A 20,293-nucleotide genomic window follows, 5' to 3' on the forward strand; every position below is an offset into this window, starting at 1 on the left:
ACCCGATGATTCTGTACAGAGGCAGGACAAAGAAGAGTTACTACTTAAACCCGAAGGGATTCCCCATAGGAATAAAGCTTCCCGATCCTGCATTATTCCGCAAGTCAATTACTTCTGACAGGCTTAAACTCCAGGAAGATGATGTGCTTATTGCATACACAGATGGAGTTACAGAAGCGATGAATCCACAGAGGGAATGCTTTGGAGAGGAGAGGCTTCTTTCTGCAATTCGAAGATATGAGGGCTTAAAAGTAGAACCCCTTGTAGACAAGATACATGATGAGATAACAATTTTTACAGGCGGCCAGGCCCAGAGTGATGATATAACATTGGTTGCCATAAGAGAGAAAATGAAGGCTGAAGATGTTATTTTTTCGAGAAGGAAAAAGCTGTTCGAACTTGTCAATAAACAGAAGATGAGTGTAAAGGATGCGTGTAAGGAGACGGGCCTGTCAAAATCCGTATACTATAAATATAAGAAGAAGTATGAAAAAGAGGGTGAGAAGGCTCTAAAAGAAAAAAGTGTGAGAAGTGAAGTTGAAGTAAAACACATAAGCATTGAAGACAAGGCAAAATTGTATGACATAATAAAAAAGCATCCTGAGTTCGGAGCAAAAAAAATCAGCGAGGAGCTGAATACAGAGAATTATGAATTTACGGTTATACCTGAAGCGGTTATTTATGAAGGGCTGAAAAGGGAAAAACTTAATACTAAAGAGCTTCGTATGGCGTACGTTGCCAAGGGTTCAAAAGGAAAACGTATGAAGCGTCCAGGCACGCCATTTATTTCAATAGACGGCGAAGTTGTCATAAAACCTGAAAAGCCGGAATTGAGGCCCAAACTGCCGGTTTTTAATTCTGATAATATGGATAAAGAGGAAGCTTCCGTCAATAGAGAAGAGAATCATGCAGCAGATGACGCCGATTTTTCTTTTCAGGAACAAGTTGAATCTCATGGAGATGAGTTCAGTGACACATCAACTGACAGTACAAGTATATCAGAAGATGAACTTCAGGGGGAAAATATTTTTTCCGATGAAATGTTGGTTGATGATTCTTTGCTTTTTGATGATTCTGCAAGTAATATTCGGGATATAAAAGAGACCGGTGAAGATATTTTTAACAGCTCATTTTTTGAAGATGAGATAACATCATCTGTCGCCGGAGATCTGTTTGGAGAGGAGCTTGGCGGAGATGAAAGTGCAGAAGAAGCAAATGACAATGATTTGCCAGGATCCAAAGACAGTTTTGTAGATATGATGAAAGATTTGGGATTTGACAGGACTACTGTTCTTTCAGGGGGCGGGGAAGTTAAAGAAAAGCAGAAAGAGAGTGCTGTAAAAGAATTAAATGTCAAGAGATATGTAGAATCGGGTTTGTGGTTTTATAAACAGGGGCTTTATAATAAGGCACGGGATGAATTTCTAAAAGCAATTAATGAAGACCCCCATTATCTTGAGGCGAGCCAATATCTTGGAGATACTTTTTTCCGCCTTGGAAAACTTGATAAAGCGAGAGAAATTTATGAAAAAGTAAGAGGGCTTGACCCTGATAATATAAATGTGCTTGAGAATTTAGGTGTTATTATGGCTAATCAGGGAGACTACAAAAAAGCCGTCTGGTTGTGGGGAGAGGTTTTAAAACTCAACCCGTCCCGTAAAGATATAATAGGAAGAATACAGCATCTCCAAAAATTGATAAGACAGAAGTATTCATAAATCTTATAGAGATAAAGAAAAAGAGTTGACAATTTATTCAATTTCTATTACCTTGAATATATAAAATAAAAGGTATTCTATCGTGAGGAGATCGGAAAATGGAAGGGATTCAAGTGTCTGTTGAAAAAGCTGGGTCTCGAAACGATATTTCAATTATTCGTGTCGGAGGATATATTGACACAACAACGTCATCCGAGCTTGAGAGGGCATTGGATGATCTTCTCAAATCAGGTGTTGTTCGTGTCATCATTGACCTTGGAAGTGTGGATTATATCTCAAGTGCGGGCTGGGGAATTTTTATTAGTGAAATAAAGGGAATGCGGGAGAGGGGCGGTGACCTTAAACTTGCACGAATGATTCCTGATGTTTACGAAGTTTTTGAGCTCCTTGAGTTCCATTACATTTTAAAAGCCTTTGACACAATTGAAGAAGCAATAGGCGATTTTGATAAAGGCAAAGGCCCTGTAAAAAACAAGAAATCCAAGCCTCTTGAAAAAACTTCGAACAGCAGACAGCCCAGTGTCGATTTTGCCGGATCAGAACAGCAGAGGGAAGAAATAGCAGAAGAGCCGGCTACTCTTGAGGAAAAGATACATGATATTGCAATTGCGAATCCATCATGGGGTGCAGGCAGAATAGCAAAAGAGCTGGATACAGAAGAGTTCGGCTTTGTCCGGATTAGTACTATTACTGTATGGAAGCTGCTGAGAAAGATAAATCTCGGGACAAAAAAACAGCGGTTGAATGCAAAAGATAAGTAGCACTTTTATGTAAAATCAAACATCAGAGACATTCCGGATATAATAAATATTTCAGGGGAACCAGTAAAAGGTTCCCCTGTTTTTTAAATGGAAGACAGCTATTTTCTTGATTATAAGCGAGTATAGTGTTATCTTTATGAGATTATTGTGAAGATATTAAATAAAAATATCCGCAGTGCAATATATTTAATTTTAGTCTTGATATTTTTTGGCAGTTGCTTTAATCCATTTGCGCCGCGGCTGAAGATTTTTTCATCAGACACGGGAGGCCTTGTAGTAACAGGGCAGAAATCTCCTGAAGAAGTCCTTCAGAATTTTGCAGTATCATATACGTTTAAGGATTCGCTTTTATACAGCGATATAATAGATACAGCGTTTGTTTTCGTGTATTTTGATCCTAACAGTGGGACATCCGGCAGGTACGTTTCATGGGGAAGAGAAATTGACTTGAAAACAACAGGGCATCTGTTCCGCTATTTTCAGGTAATAGATCTTGTATGGAGTTCTACTCTTTATGAATTGGTAGGAGATTCTACCGGAACCCTTGGCAAGGGTTTTAGTTTAACTCTTATGGGAAAAAACGAAAATTATAAAATATCAGGGAGAGCTGTATTTACCTTTCGCAAGTGCAATGATGAAAAATGGCGGATTGTGCAGTGGAAGGATGAAAGTGATTTGTAAGCTTTCCATCTGGAAATAACAAGAAGGTGATAAAATGGAAAAAAGCAAGAACCGGGCAGCATTGACTTTAATGCTATTTTTTATGATGCTTGTTTTTGCTTTGCAGGTACAAGCTCAGAGTTTTGGCAAAAACAAAGTTCAGTACAGGGATTTTAATTGGGAGTATGTGCAATCCCGGCATTTTGATGTTTACTATTACAGCGGGTCAAAAAAACTTGCTGAATATACAGCAGATGTTGCAGAATCGAGTTATGTGGCTTTAAAGAAAGATTTAAAATATGAAATTGGCAAGAGAATACCAATACTTGTTTACAACAGCCATAATGAATTCCAGCAGACTAATGTAAGTCTTTCTCCCATTGATGAAGGAGTAGGAGGTTTCACTGAGGTCTATAAGGATAGGGTTATAATCCCGTTTCAGGGGAGATATGATGAATTCCGCCATGTGATTCACCATGAATTAACACATGCGTATATGTTCCAGATGTTTTACGGCGAGGGATTAGGTTCTATGGTTATGTCAATGACACGGTTTCAGCTCCCTCTCTGGTTCTGGGAAGGTATGGCTGAATATGAGAGCCTTGGATGGGATAAGAGCAGTGATATGTTTATGCGTGATGCTGTTGTTAACGGATATGTCCCGCCAATTGATTATATGGCAGGATTTATGGTATACAAAGGCGGGCAGTCTCTTTTTAATTACATAGCTGAAAAATATGGGAAAGAGAAAGTCGGAGAAGTTATTTCCAAGATCAGAGCAAGCAGGAATCTTGAAACAGGTCTGCGAAGATCAATAGGGCTTGATACAAAAGAACTTTCCGACAGATGGCAGAAATATTTAAGGAAAAGGTACTGGCCGGATATAGCAGGACGTGACGAGCCTGAAGATGTTTCCAGGAAACTTACCGATCATGTAAAAAATAAGAATTTTCTTAACAATGCCCCAACTCTTTCTCCCAACGGAGACAAACTGATTTACCTTTCTGATAGAGCAGATTATATTGATATTTATTTAATAAGCACTATTGACGGTAAAAATCTCGGCCGTCTTGTCAAGGGGCAACGTTCCGATATGTATGATAATCTTCATTGGTTGAGGCCCGGTGCAGGATGGTCTCCTGATAGTAAAAAAATTGCTTTTGCATCAAAATCAAAAGGTGGCAAGGATGCGCTCTTTATCCTGGATGTTAAATCAAGGAAGATTCTGCAAAGGTTAATTTTTAATTTAGACGGTATTTTTTCACCTGACTGGTCCCCTGATGGCAGAAGAATTGTTTTTATGGGCACGAAAAATGGCCAGTCTGATTTGTTCGTTTATAATCTTAAATCGAAAAAACTTACAAAACTCACTAATGATGTTTTCTCAGATGCAGAACCTGCATGGTCTCCTGACAGCAGAAAAATAGCATTTATCTCTGACAGGGAAGATTCTTTGAATCCTGATAATGACATTGAAATGCCGAGGAAGAAGAGATATAAATATGATATTTATGTGATTTCAGTTGATACAAGGCAGATAACACGTATAACTGATGATATAGCAAAAGAAAAATCACCAAAGTTTTCTTCTTCAGGAGATAAGATAGCATATATATCGAATGATAACGGTATTGACAATATATTTATTATTGACTGCAGTACAAAAGAATCCTATCCCATAACTAATCTTTTAACTGGAATATCCCAGATGTCGTGGTCAAGGGATGGATCGCGCATTGCATTTTCATCATTTTTTAAAGGCGGCTATGATATTTATATTTTAAATAATCCCCTTTTAATAAAACCGGAATCAGTAAAGCTGAAAGATACGATGTTTGTTCTGAAGGAATCCAAAAAAGAAAAGACAAAGAAAAAAGTAAAAGAACAGGAAGTAAAGGTCTATAATAACGGATACCGCAATTATGTTTTCGGAGATTCTTTTAGAAAAGGAGATATATTAAACCGTAAAAAGAAAAGGTCAGTTTTTCTTGCAGAACCTGCATTTAAGGATTCTATAGGACAGTATATAGCTAACAAATATTCTGTAAAATTTTCACCGGATATTGTTTACGGAAGTGCAGGGTACAGTCAATTTTACGGGCTTCAGGGTACTACGCAATTTGTTTTTTCTGATATTCTGGGGAATCATCAGATAAATCTCTATACGGATCTTTTTTATAATCTTAAAAATTCCAATTTTAATCTTTCTTATTACTATCTGCCTAAAAGAACTGATTTAGGGATTTCTCTATTCCATTACTCTTATCTTTTCTATACGTATTTTATACAGGATGGCTATTTGAGTTACGGTTATCTGCGTGATAGATATTATGGGTTACAGATGTTTTTATCCAGGCCTTTTAATAAGTATCGACGTATTAACTTAAGTGTCACGGGAATGGGAATTCAGAGAGACTGGGGCACAATAGATCCTTTTGCCTATTATTATGGATATTCCAATGACTATATGAAAGATAAGGGCAATATCTACAGCAGAAAGATTTTGTATTTTAATCTCGGATACAATACAGATACTGTTATTTGGGGGATGACAGGCCCTGTAAACGGGAAGAGATCCTATCTTTCTTTAACTTACAGCCCCGCAATTGTTAAGACAGGGGGGCTTGATTTCTGGACAATTAAAGGCGATTGGCGGAGATATATCAGGATTAAGCGTGATTATACTTTTGCTTTAAGATTTACCGGCGGTGTATCAGGGGGAAGGCAGCCTCAGCAGTTCATGCTTGGCGGAATGATGGGCTGGATTAATTATAGATATGCTGATATTCCAAGTGAGTTTTGGAATAATAACGGTATGTTTTTCTTCTCTTCATTTGAAACACCGATGAGAGGCGCCAGTTACTACAGTATGATGGGAACAAGATTTGTACTGTCAAATATCGAATTCAGATTTCCACTGATAAAATACCTCATTCTCGGCGGGCCTCTGCAGATTGGTTTTCAAAACATAAGAGGAGTCGTTTTTACAGATATCGGGTCTGCATGGTATAACGATAATGTATGGAAACCATTTGCATCTGTTAACGGGACAGGTTTTAAACTTCAGGATATGATGGCAGGATTCGGATTCGGTGCCCGGGTAAATCTGGGGTTTTTCCTTTTGAAGTATGATATAGCATGGAAAACAAATTTTGCAGTAACTTCTAAATTTCCTGTTCATTATTTTACGCTTGGAGCGGAGTTCTAACTGAAGGTTTTTTACAAATACAGATATTCGAATTGTTTTAATGTTTAACCTACAAAAATGGAGATTTTGTGTATGAGAAAGAGTGTCCTATTGTTTGCAGGATTGTTTATGTTTGCATCTCTTGTAATTGCACAAGAGAAAAAACTTAGTGTGTCTGTAAAACCAGTGCCCTCTATTGTGAAGCAGGGAGAGAATGGAACCCTTGTTGTAACGTGTGATGTTGCAGACGGGTTTCATGTTTCCGATGTTTCAAGCGGAATGTTTTCTGTTAAACCTTTTACTGTAAATGGAATTGAATTTGCCGAACCTGTTTATCCAAAAGCAGACAAAGATGCTGTTGCCGGTTATGTTTACAGGGGGAAAATAGAGATAAAAGTTCCGTTTAAAGTGAAAGCAAATTCTGCAGTTAAAAAATATATTTTGAAAACAAAAGTTTCTTTTCAGCCATGTACTGAGGATGGCACAGTTTGCTACCCTCCTGACGATGCTGCCGGTTCAACTGAGCTGATTGTTAAAGAGGGCAGCGGAGCAGTATCCGCATCGGATAATTCACAGCAGGAAATTATTAATTTCGAAAGCAATGATGAGTCAATTGCAGGCAGGCTTAATAATGCTTTGAACAAAGGCTCATTAATGGCATTCCTGATAGTTTTTCTTGGCGGACTTTTAACAAGCTTGACACCGTGTGTTTATCCGATGATTCCAATAACAATTGCTGTAATAGGAGCGCAGGCTTCAGGCGGAAAATTGAAAGGTTTTATACTCTCACTTTTTTATGTACTTGGAATTGCTGTTACGTTTACATCTCTTGGCGTACTTGCTGCAAAAACAGGTGCGATGTTCGGCACCTTTGCTCAGCATCCGGCTGCTCTGATAGTAATCAGTTTAATATTTTTCCTTATGGGCCTTTCAATGCTCGGAGCGTTTATCATTCAGGTGCCTTCATCAATATCTTCCAAGTTGAGGGGTAAAAAGAAAAAAGGTTTTCTCGGAGCCTTTTTAACCGGACTTATAGCCGGAATCGTTGTTTCTCCCTGTGTAAGCCCTCTTCTTGTTGTGATACTCACCTGGGTGGCGCGTACAGGGTCTGTTGTACTCGGTGCAAGCCTGCTCTTTACATTCTCTCTCGGGCTGGGAGTACTTTTTATTCTTATAGGTACATTCTCCGGTGTTCTTAAGGCGCTTCCCAAATCCGGTACATGGATGGAGTATATTGAAAAGGGTTTCGGGCTTCTGCTGATAGCACTGGCACTGTTTTTTGTAAAAAATGCGGTATCTCCTTTTATTTATTCAATGCTTTGGGCATTATTGTTAATTGTGGGTTCGGTTTTTATGGGTGCATTCGCTCCTGTCCATTCTGATTCTGTCGGAAAGGAGAAAGTAAAAAAAGCTATTGGAATTATTTTTCTTCTTACGGGAAGTTTAATAATGCTTTTCTCAATGGGTGAAAAGATGGGCTATGCAGAAATGAAGAGCAGTGGTTCACATGTATCCGGGGAGTCTTCAATGTGGTACAGTTCGGATACTATCGGGCTGCAGAATGCGGCCGAAACAGGTAAACCTGTCATAATAGATTTTTATGCCGAATGGTGTGCAGCTTGTAAAGAACTTGATGAGAAAACATGGCCAAAGCCTGATGTCAGTAAAGAACTTGAAAAATATGTACCTGTAAAGCTTGATATGACAGCGAATGATGAAGGTATTAAGATACTTCAAAAAAAATATAAAATAGTCGGAATGCCTACGGTAATTATCATGTCCCCTGATGGAAAAGAACTGTACAGGTTTGAGGGATTTAAAGGGCCTGAAGAAGTTTTGAATATATTGAAAAAATTTACAAAGTAAAGGATTGTTTTATGGCATTGCCCGTAACAGAAAAGCTTTATTATACAGAGCCTTATGAACATCTTTTTACTGCACGCGTTTTATCGGTAACTGATAAAGACGGCAGTTGTGATGTAGTTATTGACCGCACTCTGTTTTTTCCTGAGGGAGGAGGCCAGCCCTGTGATACAGGAGTGATAAACGGTATGGCAGTTGTAGATGTACGGGAAGAAAATGGTGTTATCATTCATACGGTTAAGGGCAGGCTTACACAGGGAGAAGCAGTGCATGGGGATGTTTCATGGGAACGCCGTTTTGATCACATGCAGCAACATACAGGGCAGCATATTTTAAGTCAGTCATTTTTAAGAATATATGGAGCAAAAACAGTAGGGTTCCATCTCGGAAGAAATTTTGTGACAATTGATCTTGACAGGGAAATTACTGACAGAGAACAATTGGAGCAGGCAGAACATCTTGTAAATAATATAGTTTTTGAAAACAGAAAAGTAAAAAATAAAGAGATTGCATCAGATGAAATAGCATCTTATAATTTAAGGAAATTTCCTCCCATTCAAGATACTATTCGGGTAGTAGAAATCGAAGATTTTGATCTATGTGCATGCTGTGGAACTCATGTCAGCGCTACAGGAGAGACAGGCCCAGTTAAAATTGTTAAAACAGAGCGGTATAAAGGAGGTTCAAGGATCTCTTTTGTCTGCGGCGGCAGAGCGCTTAATTATTTTACTCATGTCTCAAATATTGTACAGGATATTTCCTTATCACTTGATACAGGTTATAATGAACTTGTACATAAAGTTTCTAATTTAAATGAGAATTACAAGTCCCTGAAGAGAAAGAACAAGCATACTGAGGAAAGGCTTCTGGATTATATAGCGGATTCCCTTTTATCAGGCCTTCAGAAAGATAAAGAAATAAATATTATTGATATTTTCGATGAGAATATTTCTTTTGAATCTCTGCGTATACTTGTACGGAAGTTAGTGAATAATTCCGGTATAATTGCTGTTGCAGGTACGAAAGATGACAAATCTCATGTTGTGCTGGCAAGTTCAAAAGATGTTGATATTGATCTGGGAAAGTGGTTTGACAGCCTTATTACAAAAATTAATGGAAAAGGGGGCGGCCCGGATTCTTTTAAGCAGGGAAGCGGAGAATTAAAAACCGATTTGAATTCTGTAATTCGGGATACAGCAGAAAATATTAAATCTCAGGTATTGCCTGAAAATTAAAAAAACATTGAGATTGCGGAGAAATTTATTTAATGAATCTGATTACATTTACATTTTGGATTGACAAGGATGAAGAGGAAGATTATATTACAGAGTCGGAAGAACTTAAGGAGTTCTGGGATGAAAACAATGTAGTCGTCTCACTGTTCAGAGATTCAAATCAGAAGGAAAAGTTCTATCAGATATTCCTCACAGAAATGAGCGTTGAAGACCTGACAATGCTTATCAGGAAGGAAGAATCTGCCAAAAGAGCTTTTAACCTTATAAAGCAGGCAGGAGACCAGGTAGTGATGTCTTCTTTTGAACAAATTTTTTAGAAGATCAAAGGAATATTAATGTCTGATATTTTAACAAAAGTTGAAGTGATGCTGAAAGAAGCGCAATTTTTTCTTGTGTCTGTTAAAGAGCTGAATCAGAGATTACGAAGAGAGATTCCTGGTATTATACTCAGTGATGATGAGCTTGCTGATATACTGCGGGGAGATGAAAGGTTCCGCCTTTTTGCGAACGGGCTTGATTCCTTAGACGAGCACTATTCCTCTGCATCACTGATGCTGCTGGAGGAGCACGGTATAACCGTAGGCCCGAGAGTGATGCTTAAGAACAGAGTTCCTACAAAAATAGAAGTGATAAATTTTTTACATGAAAAAGCAAACCAGACATTTGATACATTAAAAAAAGCGTGGGATATGCGTCCGCCTGATGATGAGCATATAGAGGATCAGCTTTTGGAAGCACTTGCAAAGGCACAGCGTCTCCAGCGCCAGTTAGCGGAACTTGCGGGAAAGGAGTTTCCGGTAAAAGAGGAACAGTAGAAAATAGTTAAGGATTGATGTTTGGACAGAAATAGTAATGTTGGGGGAATACAATGAGTGCGGAAATAGCAATAATGAATAGATCCGCTGTAGCACTTGCTGCGGATAGTGCGGTGACAATTAATAGGAAAGAAAATGTAAAAATCTATAATACTGTAAATAAATTGTTTACACTTTCCAAGTATCATCCAGTGGGAATCATGGTTTATGGCAGCGCGGATTTAATGGGCGTTCCATGGGAATCAATTATTAAGATATATAGAAATAATTTATTAGAAAAAAGTTTTTCTACTCTTGAAGAATATGCACAAGATTTTATGAACTATCTTGATAAAGATAATAAATTATTTCCGGAAGAGATACAAGATAATTATTTTAAATCAGCAATTTTGAATTATTTTAGTATTATAAAAAGGGATATTGATAAAAAAGTAAAGGATATCACAGATCAAAAAGGTACAATCTCAACAATTTCTATAGAAAACATAACAAAAGATACTATTAGAGAACATTTTATGATGTGGGAAAAAGCCGAAAGACTTTCCCACCTTCCAAAGAGTTTTCCGAATAAAATTATTGTGAAATTTGACAAATTTATTAATGAAAGTATTTCAAAGGTATTCCAAAAGCTGCCTGTTTTTTCAAAAAGCACAGAAGACTTAAAAGCAATTTGTGGAAATTTGTTTTTTAAAGATAAATTTCCTCAAAGCCTTGCGGGAATAGTAATAGCAGGTTTCGGAGACGAAGAAACTTTTCCTGCTTTGAGTTCATTTAAAATTGAGGCAGTGATAAATAATAGATTAAAATATAAGTTTCAGAAAGATGAAAGTTTCAGAATAAACTTTGAATATAGAGCTGCGGTGATTCCATTTGCGCAAAGGCAAAATGTGTATACCTTTGTAGAAGGAATTGATCCAAATTGCAAACAAATTATATTTAGTTATATTGAAGAGTTATTAAAAAATTACCCGAGCAATATAATCGAAAATATTATGTTTAATTCTATGGTCGAGAAAAAAACAATGTTGGATAAAATGAATAATGTAAGTAAAGAAATATTTCAAGATTTTATGGACAATATCAATAAATATATTAAGACTGCTAATATAAACCCCATACTTAATGCAGTAGAATTTTTGCCGAAGGATGAGCTATCGTCTATGGCAGAAGCATTAGTCAGTTTAACCTCATTCAAACAGAAAATCTCGATGGATTCTGAAACCGTCGGAGGTCCGATAGATGTTGCAGTTATTTCAAAAGGGGATGGTTTTGTGTGGATAAAAAGGAAACATTATTTTAAACCTGAATTAAATCCACATTATTTGTCTAAATATTTTTATACAAAAGCAGAGGAAATTGAAGATGAAACAAAAATCAAGTCAAAAAAATAATAAATACGAAGAGTTTACTTATGATGAATATTTAAAAAGATTCTATCCAAAATCGAATAAAAGGCTCAAGATCGGAGATGATTATCCCTCCAAAATCGGCATATCTTTAGCGCGTGTTTCTTTAAGCAAGATACAACGGATTTTGTCTCCTTTGCATGAATAGAATAAAAATAATGTGATAAGATGTTTGCATTTGTAGAAATATTTGTTTGAGAAAAGAATGGGATTTCTATAAAGGTGCAAGAGACTGTTTTTATATGATACATTTTAGAGTTATTAATTGAACAAGATATGAGTAATGACGGATAAATGGAAAGAGATATTAAGGAGCAGCATTACATTGCCTTCCAGGCTGCCGAACAATATCAGCATAAACATAGAAGAAGCAGAACAAGTAGTTAAACTGTATCCCATGCAGGTCAATCCCTATATTCTGAAACTTGCAGAACAGTGCGGCCCTTCCATTGCGAGGCAGTTTATTCCTGATATAAGGGAACTCAGCGATGAAAAGGGAATGGAAGATCCTCTTGCTGAAGAGAGGGACAGCCCTGTTCCCGGAATTACTCACAGATATCCTGACAGAGTGCTCTTTCTTGTTTCCAATATATGCCCTTCAATATGCAGATTCTGTACGAGAAAGCGGAAAGTTGGGAAATGGAAACCGATTACAAGAAAGCAGATAGAGAATGGAATATCTTACATAAAGAGTAATTCTGAAATCAAAGATGTTCTTTTGTCTGGCGGAGATCCTCTTCTTCTTGATGATGATTATCTGGAGTATATTTTAAATGCGGTCCGAAATATTTCTCATGTTGAAATAATCAGAATAGGCACGAGAACCGTCACAGCTCTGCCGCAGAGGATTACAAACAAGCTGGCAGTCATGTTAAAAAAATACAATCCTCTTTTTGTTAATATTCACATTAATCATGCTGATGAGATAACATCCGATATGAAGAGAGCAGCCGGATTTCTCATTGATAACGGAATAGTTTTGGGAAGTCAAACAGTGCTTTTACGCGGGATTAATGATAATTCTGAGCAGATGATAAAGCTTATGAGAGAACTTGTCAAACTCCGCATCAGGCCGTATTATCTTCTGCATGCAGATCTTGTAAAAGGAACTGAGCATTTCAGAACCAGAATTGAAACAGGAATTTCCATTATAGAAAATATGAGAGGTTATATTTCAGGTATGGCTAATCCCCAGTATGTGATTGATCTGCCCGGAGGAGGGGGAAAAGTACCTGTTGTACCAGATTACCTGAAACACTTGCATGGAGAAAATGCAGAAATAAGAAATTATGCAGGGGATTTGTATATTTATCCTCAGCCTGAAAATTGATATTTTTTATATGTTTACGCAAACGTTTGTGTTGACATCGAAAAAAGAAACATTAAATCTGAGAGGTTTAATTATGAAAGCAAAAGCCCTGAAATGTTTGGTTATTTCAGCAGGATTTATTCTTATTGCATCAGGATATGTTTCTGCAAAGCAGAAGAAATTGCACGACTGGGAAAATCCGAAAGTATTTGCAATTAATAAAGAGCCCGGACATGTTTTAATTGTACCGTTTAAAAGTATGCAGAAGGCGTTTTCCGGCGATGAGAGAGAGTCGGTTTTTTACAAGTCATTAAACGGTATATGGCGTTTTAACTGGGTAAAACGTCCCAAAGACCGCCCTGTTAATTTTTATAAAGCTGATTTTGATGTGAGTTCGTGGAGCAGAATTCGTGTCCCCGGAGACTGGGAACCCCAGGGGTATGGAGTTGCCCGTTACCTTGATGAAGAGTACCCTTTTAAACCGGATCCTCCTTATCATGACCCGAATAACAACCCTGTCGGCAGTTACAGGACATCTTTTACCGTACCGTCAGATTGGAAGGGCCGCAGTGTATTCATCAGTTTCGGTGCTGTACGATCTGCAATGTATGTTTGGGTCAACGGAAATAAAGTCGGGTACAGCGAGGGAAGCAAGACACCGGCGGAGTTTGATATTACAGATTATATCAAAAAAGGCAGCAATTTACTTGCAGTCGAAGTATACAGATTCAGTGACGGCAGCTATCTTGAAGGCCAGGATACCTGGCGTATAAGCGGTATTGACAGAGATGTATTTATCTATTCTGTTCCCGATATTCGAATAAGCGATTATTTTATCCATGCAGAATTGGACAGCTTGTACAAAACAGGGATATTTTCAATTGATATTGAAATTAAATCACAACAAAAGAAACTGTCAGCTTGTTCATCGGGAGTTACTGTTTTCGATGAAGGCAGAAATCAGATTTTTACTGATAGTAAAGAAATTACAATTCAAAAACCAAATAATACAGTGCATTTCAGCACAGTAATTCCGAATGTAAAAAAATGGAGCGCTGAGACGCCCTGTCTTTACAGAATAGTTCTTAAACTTAAACAAAAAGACGGGAATACGGAGTATCTCGCAGCAAATATAGGGTTCCGTACTGTTGAAATAAAAGACGGACAGTTATGCATTAACGGTGTTCCCATATATATCAAGGGGGTAAACAGGTGTGAATGGCATCCTGTTTTTGGAAGATATCTACCTCGCGAGACAATGATAAAAGATATTAAAATGATCAAACAGTTTAATATAAATGCTGTCAGGGGAAGCCACTATCCCAATGATCCTTTCTGGTACCAATTGTGTGATAAGTACGGATTGTATGTTGTAAACAGTGCTAATATTGAGACTCACGGAATTCAGTTTCATCCGAAGGGGATAAATTTTTTAAGCAGCAACCCCGAATGGGCAGATGCATATCTTGACAGAACAAAACGGCTTGTTGAGAGAGATAAGAACCATCCGAGTGTTATAATATGGGAACTTGGAAACGAGGCCGGCGACGGACAGAATTTTGTAAAAGATTATAATTGGATAAAAAGGCGTGATCCTTCAAGGCCGGTTCAATATCAGCCTGCATGGTGGAAGAACCATACGGATATTGTCTGCCCCATGTATAAAAATATTACATTCCTGAAGAAATTTCATAACAAGGATCCCAAAAGGCCTTTTATACTCTGCGAATACTGCCACGGAATGGGAAATGCAGAGGGAAATCTTCAGGATTACTGGGATACTTTTGAATCTTATCATAATCTTCAGGGCGGTTTTATCTGGGACTGGGTTGACCAGACATTCCTTAGAAGAAAACCCGACGGCACTCCTTTTTGGGCTTATGGAGGGGACATGGGGGATAGAGGTCTGCCTAATGACTCTTCTTTTTGCGCAAACGGCCTTGTTCAGGCAGACCGTACATTAAAACCTCATATCTGGGAAGTTAAGAAAGTATACCAACCTGTAAAATTTAAAGCTGTGGATTTAAAAGAAGGAATATTTAAAGTTATTAACAGACAAGATTTTGCTGATTTGGAAAGATATCAATTCAGATATGTTTTGGAGGAAGACGGGAAAGAGATATCCAATGGAAGAATAGATGTTCCGTATGTAAAGCCCCGAAATTCAGAAGAGTTTAAAATCGATATTCCTTCGGTAAACCCATTACCCGGGAGAGAATATTTCCTGACAATTAAGGCAGCTATGAACAAGAAGATGCAGGGAATGCCAGCCGGCCATGTGGTTGCGTGGGGCCAGTTTAAACTTTCCTTATATATTCCGGCAGAGAAGCTATGTGCCAAAAAAACAAACAAGGTGCTTTTCAATAAAAACGAGAAGAGTATTGTTGTATCATCAAAAGATTTTAAAATTGTTTTCAACAGGGAATCAGGAAAAATCAAGTCATGGATTTACAGAGGAAGAGAAATTGTCAGGACTGGCCTTGAACCATATTTTTACAGAGGAGGGACTGACAGCGATATTGCAGGGGGCAATGAAATGAACCTACGGTGTGCAGTATGGAAAGATGCAGGGAAACATATGAAATTAACTGATGTGAATCTTTATGCACCTGACGATAAAAGCGTTGAAGTACAGTTTTTTTATGATATGGCAACAGTAAAATCAAAATACTATACAAAGTATAAAATTTACGGATCAGGCGATATGGTTGTCACTGTGGAATTCAGGCCGGGAGATATGCACCTGCCTGAACTTCCCAGATTCGGCATGAAGATGACTCTGCCCATACCGGATTTCTCATATATCGAATGGTTCGGCAGAGGCCCTCACGAATCATACTGGGACAGAAAAACAGGCGCGGCAATAGGAAAATACAGGGGAAGTGTCTGGTCTCAGTATTTCCCCCATGTAAGGCCCCAGGAGAACGGCAACAAATGTGATGTGAGATGGGCTGTACTTTCTGATAAAAAGGGGAAAAGGGGGTTTATTGTTGAAGGCGCTAAACCTCTTGGTATTGAAGCCCATCAGTTCGATATTGAAGAGCTCAATTATGTGCCTAAAGGCCAGCGGCACGGTACTGATATTAAGCCTGAAAATTTGATAACTTTCTGTATTGATCTTAAACAGATGGGTGTAGGAGGAGATAATGCATGGGGAGCAAGGCCTCATGCAGAATATACACTTTATCCGAAATACTATTCATACAAGTTCAGGCTGCGGCCATTCGGTAAAAAAGAATCGGAAGATAGGTTGGTGAGGAGAGAATTCTAAAAGATTCTCTTGCAATTTGTTCAATTGTTGGATATATTTTTTTAATTGGTAAAGTTCAATAATTTGTTATGCCGGAGACAATCTTGAAAAAATATTTTGATCTGGAGATACCAAGCCACAGGAAGATTTTGAATTTTATCCGTGTTAACGGTGAAATTTCAGGCGCGGACCTTGCACGGTTAAGCAGTCTGCAGCCGTCTACAATTGTTTACATATTAAGAGCACTTGAAGAAAAGGGATTAATAGAAATAAGCAGAATCGGGAACTCCTCCGGCAGTGCAGGTAAGCCGCCCACATTATGGCGGCTTGTAGGAAAGAAGGGCTATATAATCGGCTTAGAAGTGATTCCTTCGGAACTGCGCGTAACAGTAATTGATTTCAGCAGCAATGTAATTCTTCAGGAACAGTTGACAGGAATAAACAATATCGGTGAAGATTCTTTTATCTCAGCAGTTGTTCCATTTATCCGGAATTTATTAGTTAAGCTCAATATTGATAAGGATAAGGTTATAGGTATGGGCATAGCTATTCCCGGCCTTGTTGACAGGAAAAACGGGAGAATTCATTATTCACGTACTTTAAATTTAAGAAATTACCCTCTTCAGGCAAAGTTAAATGAAGAATTCGGAATTCCCGTAGAAATTGTAAATGATGCGAATGCGGGTGTTCTTGGAATCAGGTGGCATAAGGATCTGTTTGATAAGTTACCGCCTGACCTTGTTTTTTTAACTCTTAATGTAAAAATCGGACAGATGGGTGCTGGTTTAATATTAAATAACAGATTATATGAAGGCTCCCATGGAACAGCAGGGGAAATATTTCTCTCTCTGCCATCTTTGGCAGATATAATAAAAGAGTCCCAGGATGATAATGACCAGGCAAAAGTTGCTGATATTGTAAATAATAGGGAGAAGTTGTCAATTTCGGATATTATTAACTACGCAAAGGATAATTGCCCTTTATGCACAAGAGTGCTTATGCGGTATGCCCAGTTCCTTATAAACGAGATATTTAGAATTGTAGAATTTATCAATCCTGATCTAATTGTCATAGGGGGAGATATTACCGAAGCGAAAACCCTGGTTAAAAAATATATTGAAGATAGTGTGGCTGATAAGCTGAAAAGAATATATCCTCTCGGTGTTGCTGCACCGAAAATAGAGTTTTCTACTGTCGGAATTTATTCTGTTTCAATGGGTGCGTCAGCTTTGATAATGAGAAAGATTTTTAGATAAAAATAAGATTAAGTATTAAATCTATCTATCAAAAATGTTCAATGTTTTTTATACGTAGAGAGTGTACGTTTTCAATATTGTATTTAAGCAATTATAACGTCAATGCCAAGATTTTCCAGAGCATCTTTCTCTTCCTGCGGGACATGTTTGTCAGTAATTACAGTATTGATATCGCTTAACGGGGCAATTAATGCAAAACTGCGTTTTGTGAATTTGCTTGAATCTGCGACAACAAAGGATTTCTTTGATATTTTAATCATAATTTTATTTAAATATGCTTCTTCTACATTTGGAGTGGAAATACCATATTTGATATCAATTCCATCAACGCCGAGAAAAAGTTTATCACAGAAATAGTTTTGGATTGTGCTTTCTGCCATGGGCCCTACCATTGATAAAGCATTTTTACGGAGAATGCCGCCGGGAATTATTACTCTTATACTGGGGTATTCAGCCAGTTGGCGGGCAATGTTAAGGGCATTGGTAATTACAGTGAGATCTTTAAAATTATTAAGATTTTTAGCTATTTCCATAGTTGTTGTTCCGGAATCAAGGATAATTGTTTCTCCCTCATTAATTAATTTTGCTGCGTTTTTACCTATAGATTGTTTTTCCGGAAAATGTTTTTTTGCTTTCAGATTTAATTTGTAGTCAATCGCAACCTGCTGCGGGCGTATAGCTCCCCCCCTTGTTCTTATGAGGAGGTTTTTCTGTTCGAGGTGGGATAGGTCATTTCTGATTGTTACCGGGCTGACCCGAAAGATTTTGCTTAATACAAGTACTTGTACCTGCCCTTCACGATTAATCTGTTCTATAATTTTTGATCTGCGCTCTATAGTTAGATCTTTTTCATCCATTTTGTATTATTCCTTTCCTCCATATGAAAGTAAAACAAAAAAGTTAAAAAATCAATAAATTTAATGAAAATAAAAATTTTGCAAAAAGGACTTGACAAGGAAATGTAATTATTATATCTTTTAAAAGAAAGGAAATGATAAAATTGGAAAGGAAATGAAAGCTATGAGTAGTTTCCAAAGATTGGATGATGATAGATTAAAAGCCTTAGGTGCATATTATACGTTTACTGAAATTGCAGGACAGCCGCAGCTTTGGTTAAATACATGGTCACATATAAATAAACATCGCAAAGAATTGAGTTTATTTTTACAGCCTTTATTTGAAACCAAGGATTTGAAAATTATTCTAACAGGTGCAGGAACATCTGCTTTTATCGGGGATGTATTAGAAGGGGTTTTTCGTAAATCCCGGGGATTAAATGTACTTTCTGCTGCGACTACTGATATTGTTACTCATCCGGAAGAATATTTATTACCCAAAGCACCAACCTTGCTTATATCCTTTGCGCGATCCGGGGACAGTCCTGAAAGTATCAGCACAGTTGAATTGGCAAATCAGATTTGCGACAATATCTATCATTTAATTATAACGTGTAATCCTGATGGTATATTAATTCAAAAAGGAGGAAATAAAAAAAACAGCTTTGTTTTAATAATGCCTCCTGAATCAAATGACCAGAGCCTGGCTATGACAGGAAGTTTTACATCAATGCTTCTCGCAGGCATATTAGTTGCAAGATATGACGAAATAAATAATTTAAGAGAAGCAGTGGAAATTATGGCTGAATACGGAAATAATATTTTAAATAATTATTCAGATATTCTTTACGAAACAGCAAAACTCGATTTTAATCGTGCTGTATTCCTGGGTTCCGGCGTTTTCCAGGGTATTGCCCGTGAGTCACATCTGAAACTGCAGGAGCTTACAAACGGTAGTGTAATTTGTAAATTTGATTCTTTCCTTGGATTCAGGCATGGCCCGAAAGCTGTAATAAATAACAAGACTCTTCTAATGTATTTTATATCCAATAATCTTTATGTACAGCAATATGAAAAAGATTTAATAAATGGGATTAATGCCGGGCAAAAAGGTATGTTTTCTATTGGCGTTATGGAGCACGATATTAAAGGAATAGATTTGGATATGCGCATTATCCTTTCCAAAGATAAAACAATGCTTGATCAATATTTTTTAGCACCGGTTAGCGTGCTTCCTGCACAGGTTATCGGGTATTATAAATCATTAAATCTTAATTTTAAACCTGATTTACCTTCAGAGAGCGGTACAATTACAAGAGTTGTTCAAGGTGTAAATGTATATCCGTTTAAAAAATAATATATTTAAATATGGGACAGACAGAGATGGATAGTAAAGAATATGATGTAATTGTTGTCGGCGAATTAAATGTTGATTTGATCTTAAATGGAATTGACGGCTTCCCTGAAGTTGGAAAAGAGAAACTGGCAGAAAAAATGACTTTAACATTGGGAAGTTCGTCAGCAATATTTGCCAGTAATTTAAGCGCTCTCGGAGACAAAGTCGCTTTCCTGGGGAAGATTGGCAAAGACATTTTTGGAAGACTTGTAATGGAACAGTTTCAGGCTAAAGGTGTATCTACTGACTTGATTATTCGGGACACCAGTTTGAATACAGGAGCAACAATAGTTTTAAATTACGATGAAGACAGAGCCATGATAACACATACAGGAGCAATGGAGCATTTAACGATAAATGACATGAATCCTGAAACTTTAAGGAAAGCCCGGCATCTCCATTTTTCTTCGTATTTTTTGCAGCCTGGCATACGCAGAGATGTATCAACTATGTTTAAAATGGCAAAAGAGAACGGCTTGACAACATCGTTTGATGCCCAGTGGGATCCTGCTGAGCAATGGGAAATGGATATAGAGAATATTTTACCTTATGTTGATTTATTTTTCCCAAATGAGCAGGAATTGCTGCATTTAACAAAACA

At 37.5% G+C, this 20,293-nt stretch carries 15 protein-coding genes; 14 read left to right on the forward strand and 1 reads right to left on the reverse strand.

Translation table 11 applies throughout. The annotated features are described in order from the left end of the window. The 12 genes from J7K93_04935 to J7K93_04990 form a co-directional block, all read left to right on the forward strand. The coding region (locus J7K93_04935) for a SpoIIE family protein phosphatase (GenBank protein ID MCD6116337.1) at positions 1 to 1,718 on the forward strand (1,718 nt) is incomplete at its 5' end. A 98-nt stretch (positions 1,719 to 1,816) separates the two neighbouring features. Then, positions 1,817 to 2,479, forward strand: coding sequence for an STAS domain-containing protein (locus J7K93_04940; GenBank protein ID MCD6116338.1), 663 nt, complete (start codon positions 1,817 to 1,819; stop codon positions 2,477 to 2,479). 147 nt (positions 2,480 to 2,626) lie between these two features. After that, a complete protein-coding gene (locus J7K93_04945; GenBank protein ID MCD6116339.1) occupies positions 2,627 to 3,160 on the forward strand; it encodes a hypothetical protein in 534 nt (177 codons plus the stop codon). A gap of 34 nt (positions 3,161 to 3,194) precedes the next feature. Next, positions 3,195 to 6,347, forward strand: coding sequence for a PD40 domain-containing protein (locus tag J7K93_04950; protein MCD6116340.1), 3,153 nt, complete (start codon positions 3,195 to 3,197; stop codon positions 6,345 to 6,347). 72 nt (positions 6,348 to 6,419) lie between these two features. Then, complete coding sequence (gene dsbD / locus J7K93_04955) at positions 6,420 to 8,192, forward strand: protein-disulfide reductase DsbD (protein ID MCD6116341.1); 1,773 nt, start codon at positions 6,420 to 6,422, stop codon at positions 8,190 to 8,192. A gap of 11 nt (positions 8,193 to 8,203) precedes the next feature. Next, positions 8,204 to 9,424: a hypothetical protein gene (locus J7K93_04960; protein MCD6116342.1), complete on the forward strand. Its 1,221-nt coding sequence runs from the start codon at positions 8,204 to 8,206 to the stop codon at positions 9,422 to 9,424. A gap of 32 nt (positions 9,425 to 9,456) precedes the next feature. Then, positions 9,457 to 9,741: a hypothetical protein gene (locus J7K93_04965; protein ID MCD6116343.1), complete on the forward strand. Its 285-nt coding sequence runs from the start codon at positions 9,457 to 9,459 to the stop codon at positions 9,739 to 9,741. Between the two features lie 18 nt (positions 9,742 to 9,759). Next, on the forward strand, positions 9,760 to 10,239 hold the full coding sequence (locus J7K93_04970) for a hypothetical protein (GenBank protein ID MCD6116344.1): 480 nt from the start codon (positions 9,760 to 9,762) through the stop codon (positions 10,237 to 10,239). Positions 10,240 to 10,292: 53 nt separating this feature from the next. Then, positions 10,293 to 11,630 (forward strand): hypothetical protein, encoded by a 1,338-nt coding sequence (locus J7K93_04975; protein MCD6116345.1) that lies wholly within the window; start codon positions 10,293 to 10,295, stop codon positions 11,628 to 11,630. A 298-nt stretch (positions 11,631 to 11,928) separates the two neighbouring features. Next, positions 11,929 to 12,975, forward strand: coding sequence for a KamA family radical SAM protein (locus J7K93_04980; protein MCD6116346.1), 1,047 nt, complete (start codon positions 11,929 to 11,931; stop codon positions 12,973 to 12,975). A gap of 73 nt (positions 12,976 to 13,048) precedes the next feature. Continuing rightward, positions 13,049 to 16,225: a DUF4981 domain-containing protein gene (locus tag J7K93_04985; protein MCD6116347.1), complete on the forward strand. Its 3,177-nt coding sequence runs from the start codon at positions 13,049 to 13,051 to the stop codon at positions 16,223 to 16,225. An 83-nt stretch (positions 16,226 to 16,308) separates the two neighbouring features. Further along, positions 16,309 to 17,460 carry an ROK family transcriptional regulator gene (locus tag J7K93_04990; GenBank protein ID MCD6116348.1) on the forward strand — a complete coding sequence of 384 codons (1,152 nt, stop codon included), beginning with the start codon at positions 16,309 to 16,311 and terminating at the stop codon, positions 17,458 to 17,460. 83 nt (positions 17,461 to 17,543) lie between these two features. Here J7K93_04990 and J7K93_04995 read toward each other — a convergent pair whose 3' ends face one another. After that, positions 17,544 to 18,317 (reverse strand): DeoR/GlpR transcriptional regulator, encoded by a 774-nt coding sequence (locus J7K93_04995; GenBank protein MCD6116349.1) that lies wholly within the window; start codon positions 18,315 to 18,317, stop codon positions 17,544 to 17,546. A 163-nt stretch (positions 18,318 to 18,480) separates the two neighbouring features. Between J7K93_04995 and J7K93_05000 the strand changes: the two genes are divergently transcribed. Both J7K93_05000 and J7K93_05005 read left to right on the forward strand, forming a co-directional pair. Continuing rightward, entirely contained in the window at positions 18,481 to 19,653 is a 1,173-nt protein-coding gene (locus tag J7K93_05000) for an SIS domain-containing protein (protein ID MCD6116350.1), read from the forward strand. 26 nt (positions 19,654 to 19,679) lie between these two features. Then, positions 19,680 to 20,293 (forward strand): carbohydrate kinase family protein (locus J7K93_05005; protein ID MCD6116351.1); only part of this gene is annotated, 614 nt, incomplete at its 3' end.

The organism is bacterium (assembly GCA_021158245.1).
Taxonomy (GTDB): domain Bacteria; phylum Zhuqueibacterota; class QNDG01; order QNDG01; family QNDG01; genus QNDG01.

Bases quoted from the DNA above. Each gene is read 5' to 3' on its own strand.
- J7K93_04965 (MCD6116343.1), top strand. From the start codon at position 9,457: ATGAATCTGATTACATTTACATTTTGGATTGACAAGGATGAAGAGGAA.
- J7K93_04975 (MCD6116345.1), top strand. From the start codon at position 10,293: ATGAGTGCGGAAATAGCAATAATGAATAGATCCGCTGTAGCACTTGCT.
- J7K93_04985 (MCD6116347.1), top strand. From the start codon at position 13,049: ATGAAAGCAAAAGCCCTGAAATGTTTGGTTATTTCAGCAGGATTTATT.
- J7K93_04995 (MCD6116349.1), bottom strand. From the start codon at position 18,317: ATGGATGAAAAAGATCTAACTATAGAGCGCAGATCAAAAATTATAGAA.
- J7K93_05000 (MCD6116350.1), top strand. From the start codon at position 18,481: ATGAGTAGTTTCCAAAGATTGGATGATGATAGATTAAAAGCCTTAGGT.
- dsbD (MCD6116341.1), top strand. From the start codon at position 6,420: ATGAGAAAGAGTGTCCTATTGTTTGCAGGATTGTTTATGTTTGCATCT.
- J7K93_04950 (MCD6116340.1), top strand. From the start codon at position 3,195: ATGGAAAAAAGCAAGAACCGGGCAGCATTGACTTTAATGCTATTTTTT.
- J7K93_04970 (MCD6116344.1), top strand. From the start codon at position 9,760: ATGTCTGATATTTTAACAAAAGTTGAAGTGATGCTGAAAGAAGCGCAA.
- J7K93_04940 (MCD6116338.1), top strand. From the start codon at position 1,817: ATGGAAGGGATTCAAGTGTCTGTTGAAAAAGCTGGGTCTCGAAACGAT.
- J7K93_04960 (MCD6116342.1), top strand. From the start codon at position 8,204: ATGGCATTGCCCGTAACAGAAAAGCTTTATTATACAGAGCCTTATGAA.
- J7K93_04980 (MCD6116346.1), top strand. From the start codon at position 11,929: ATGACGGATAAATGGAAAGAGATATTAAGGAGCAGCATTACATTGCCT.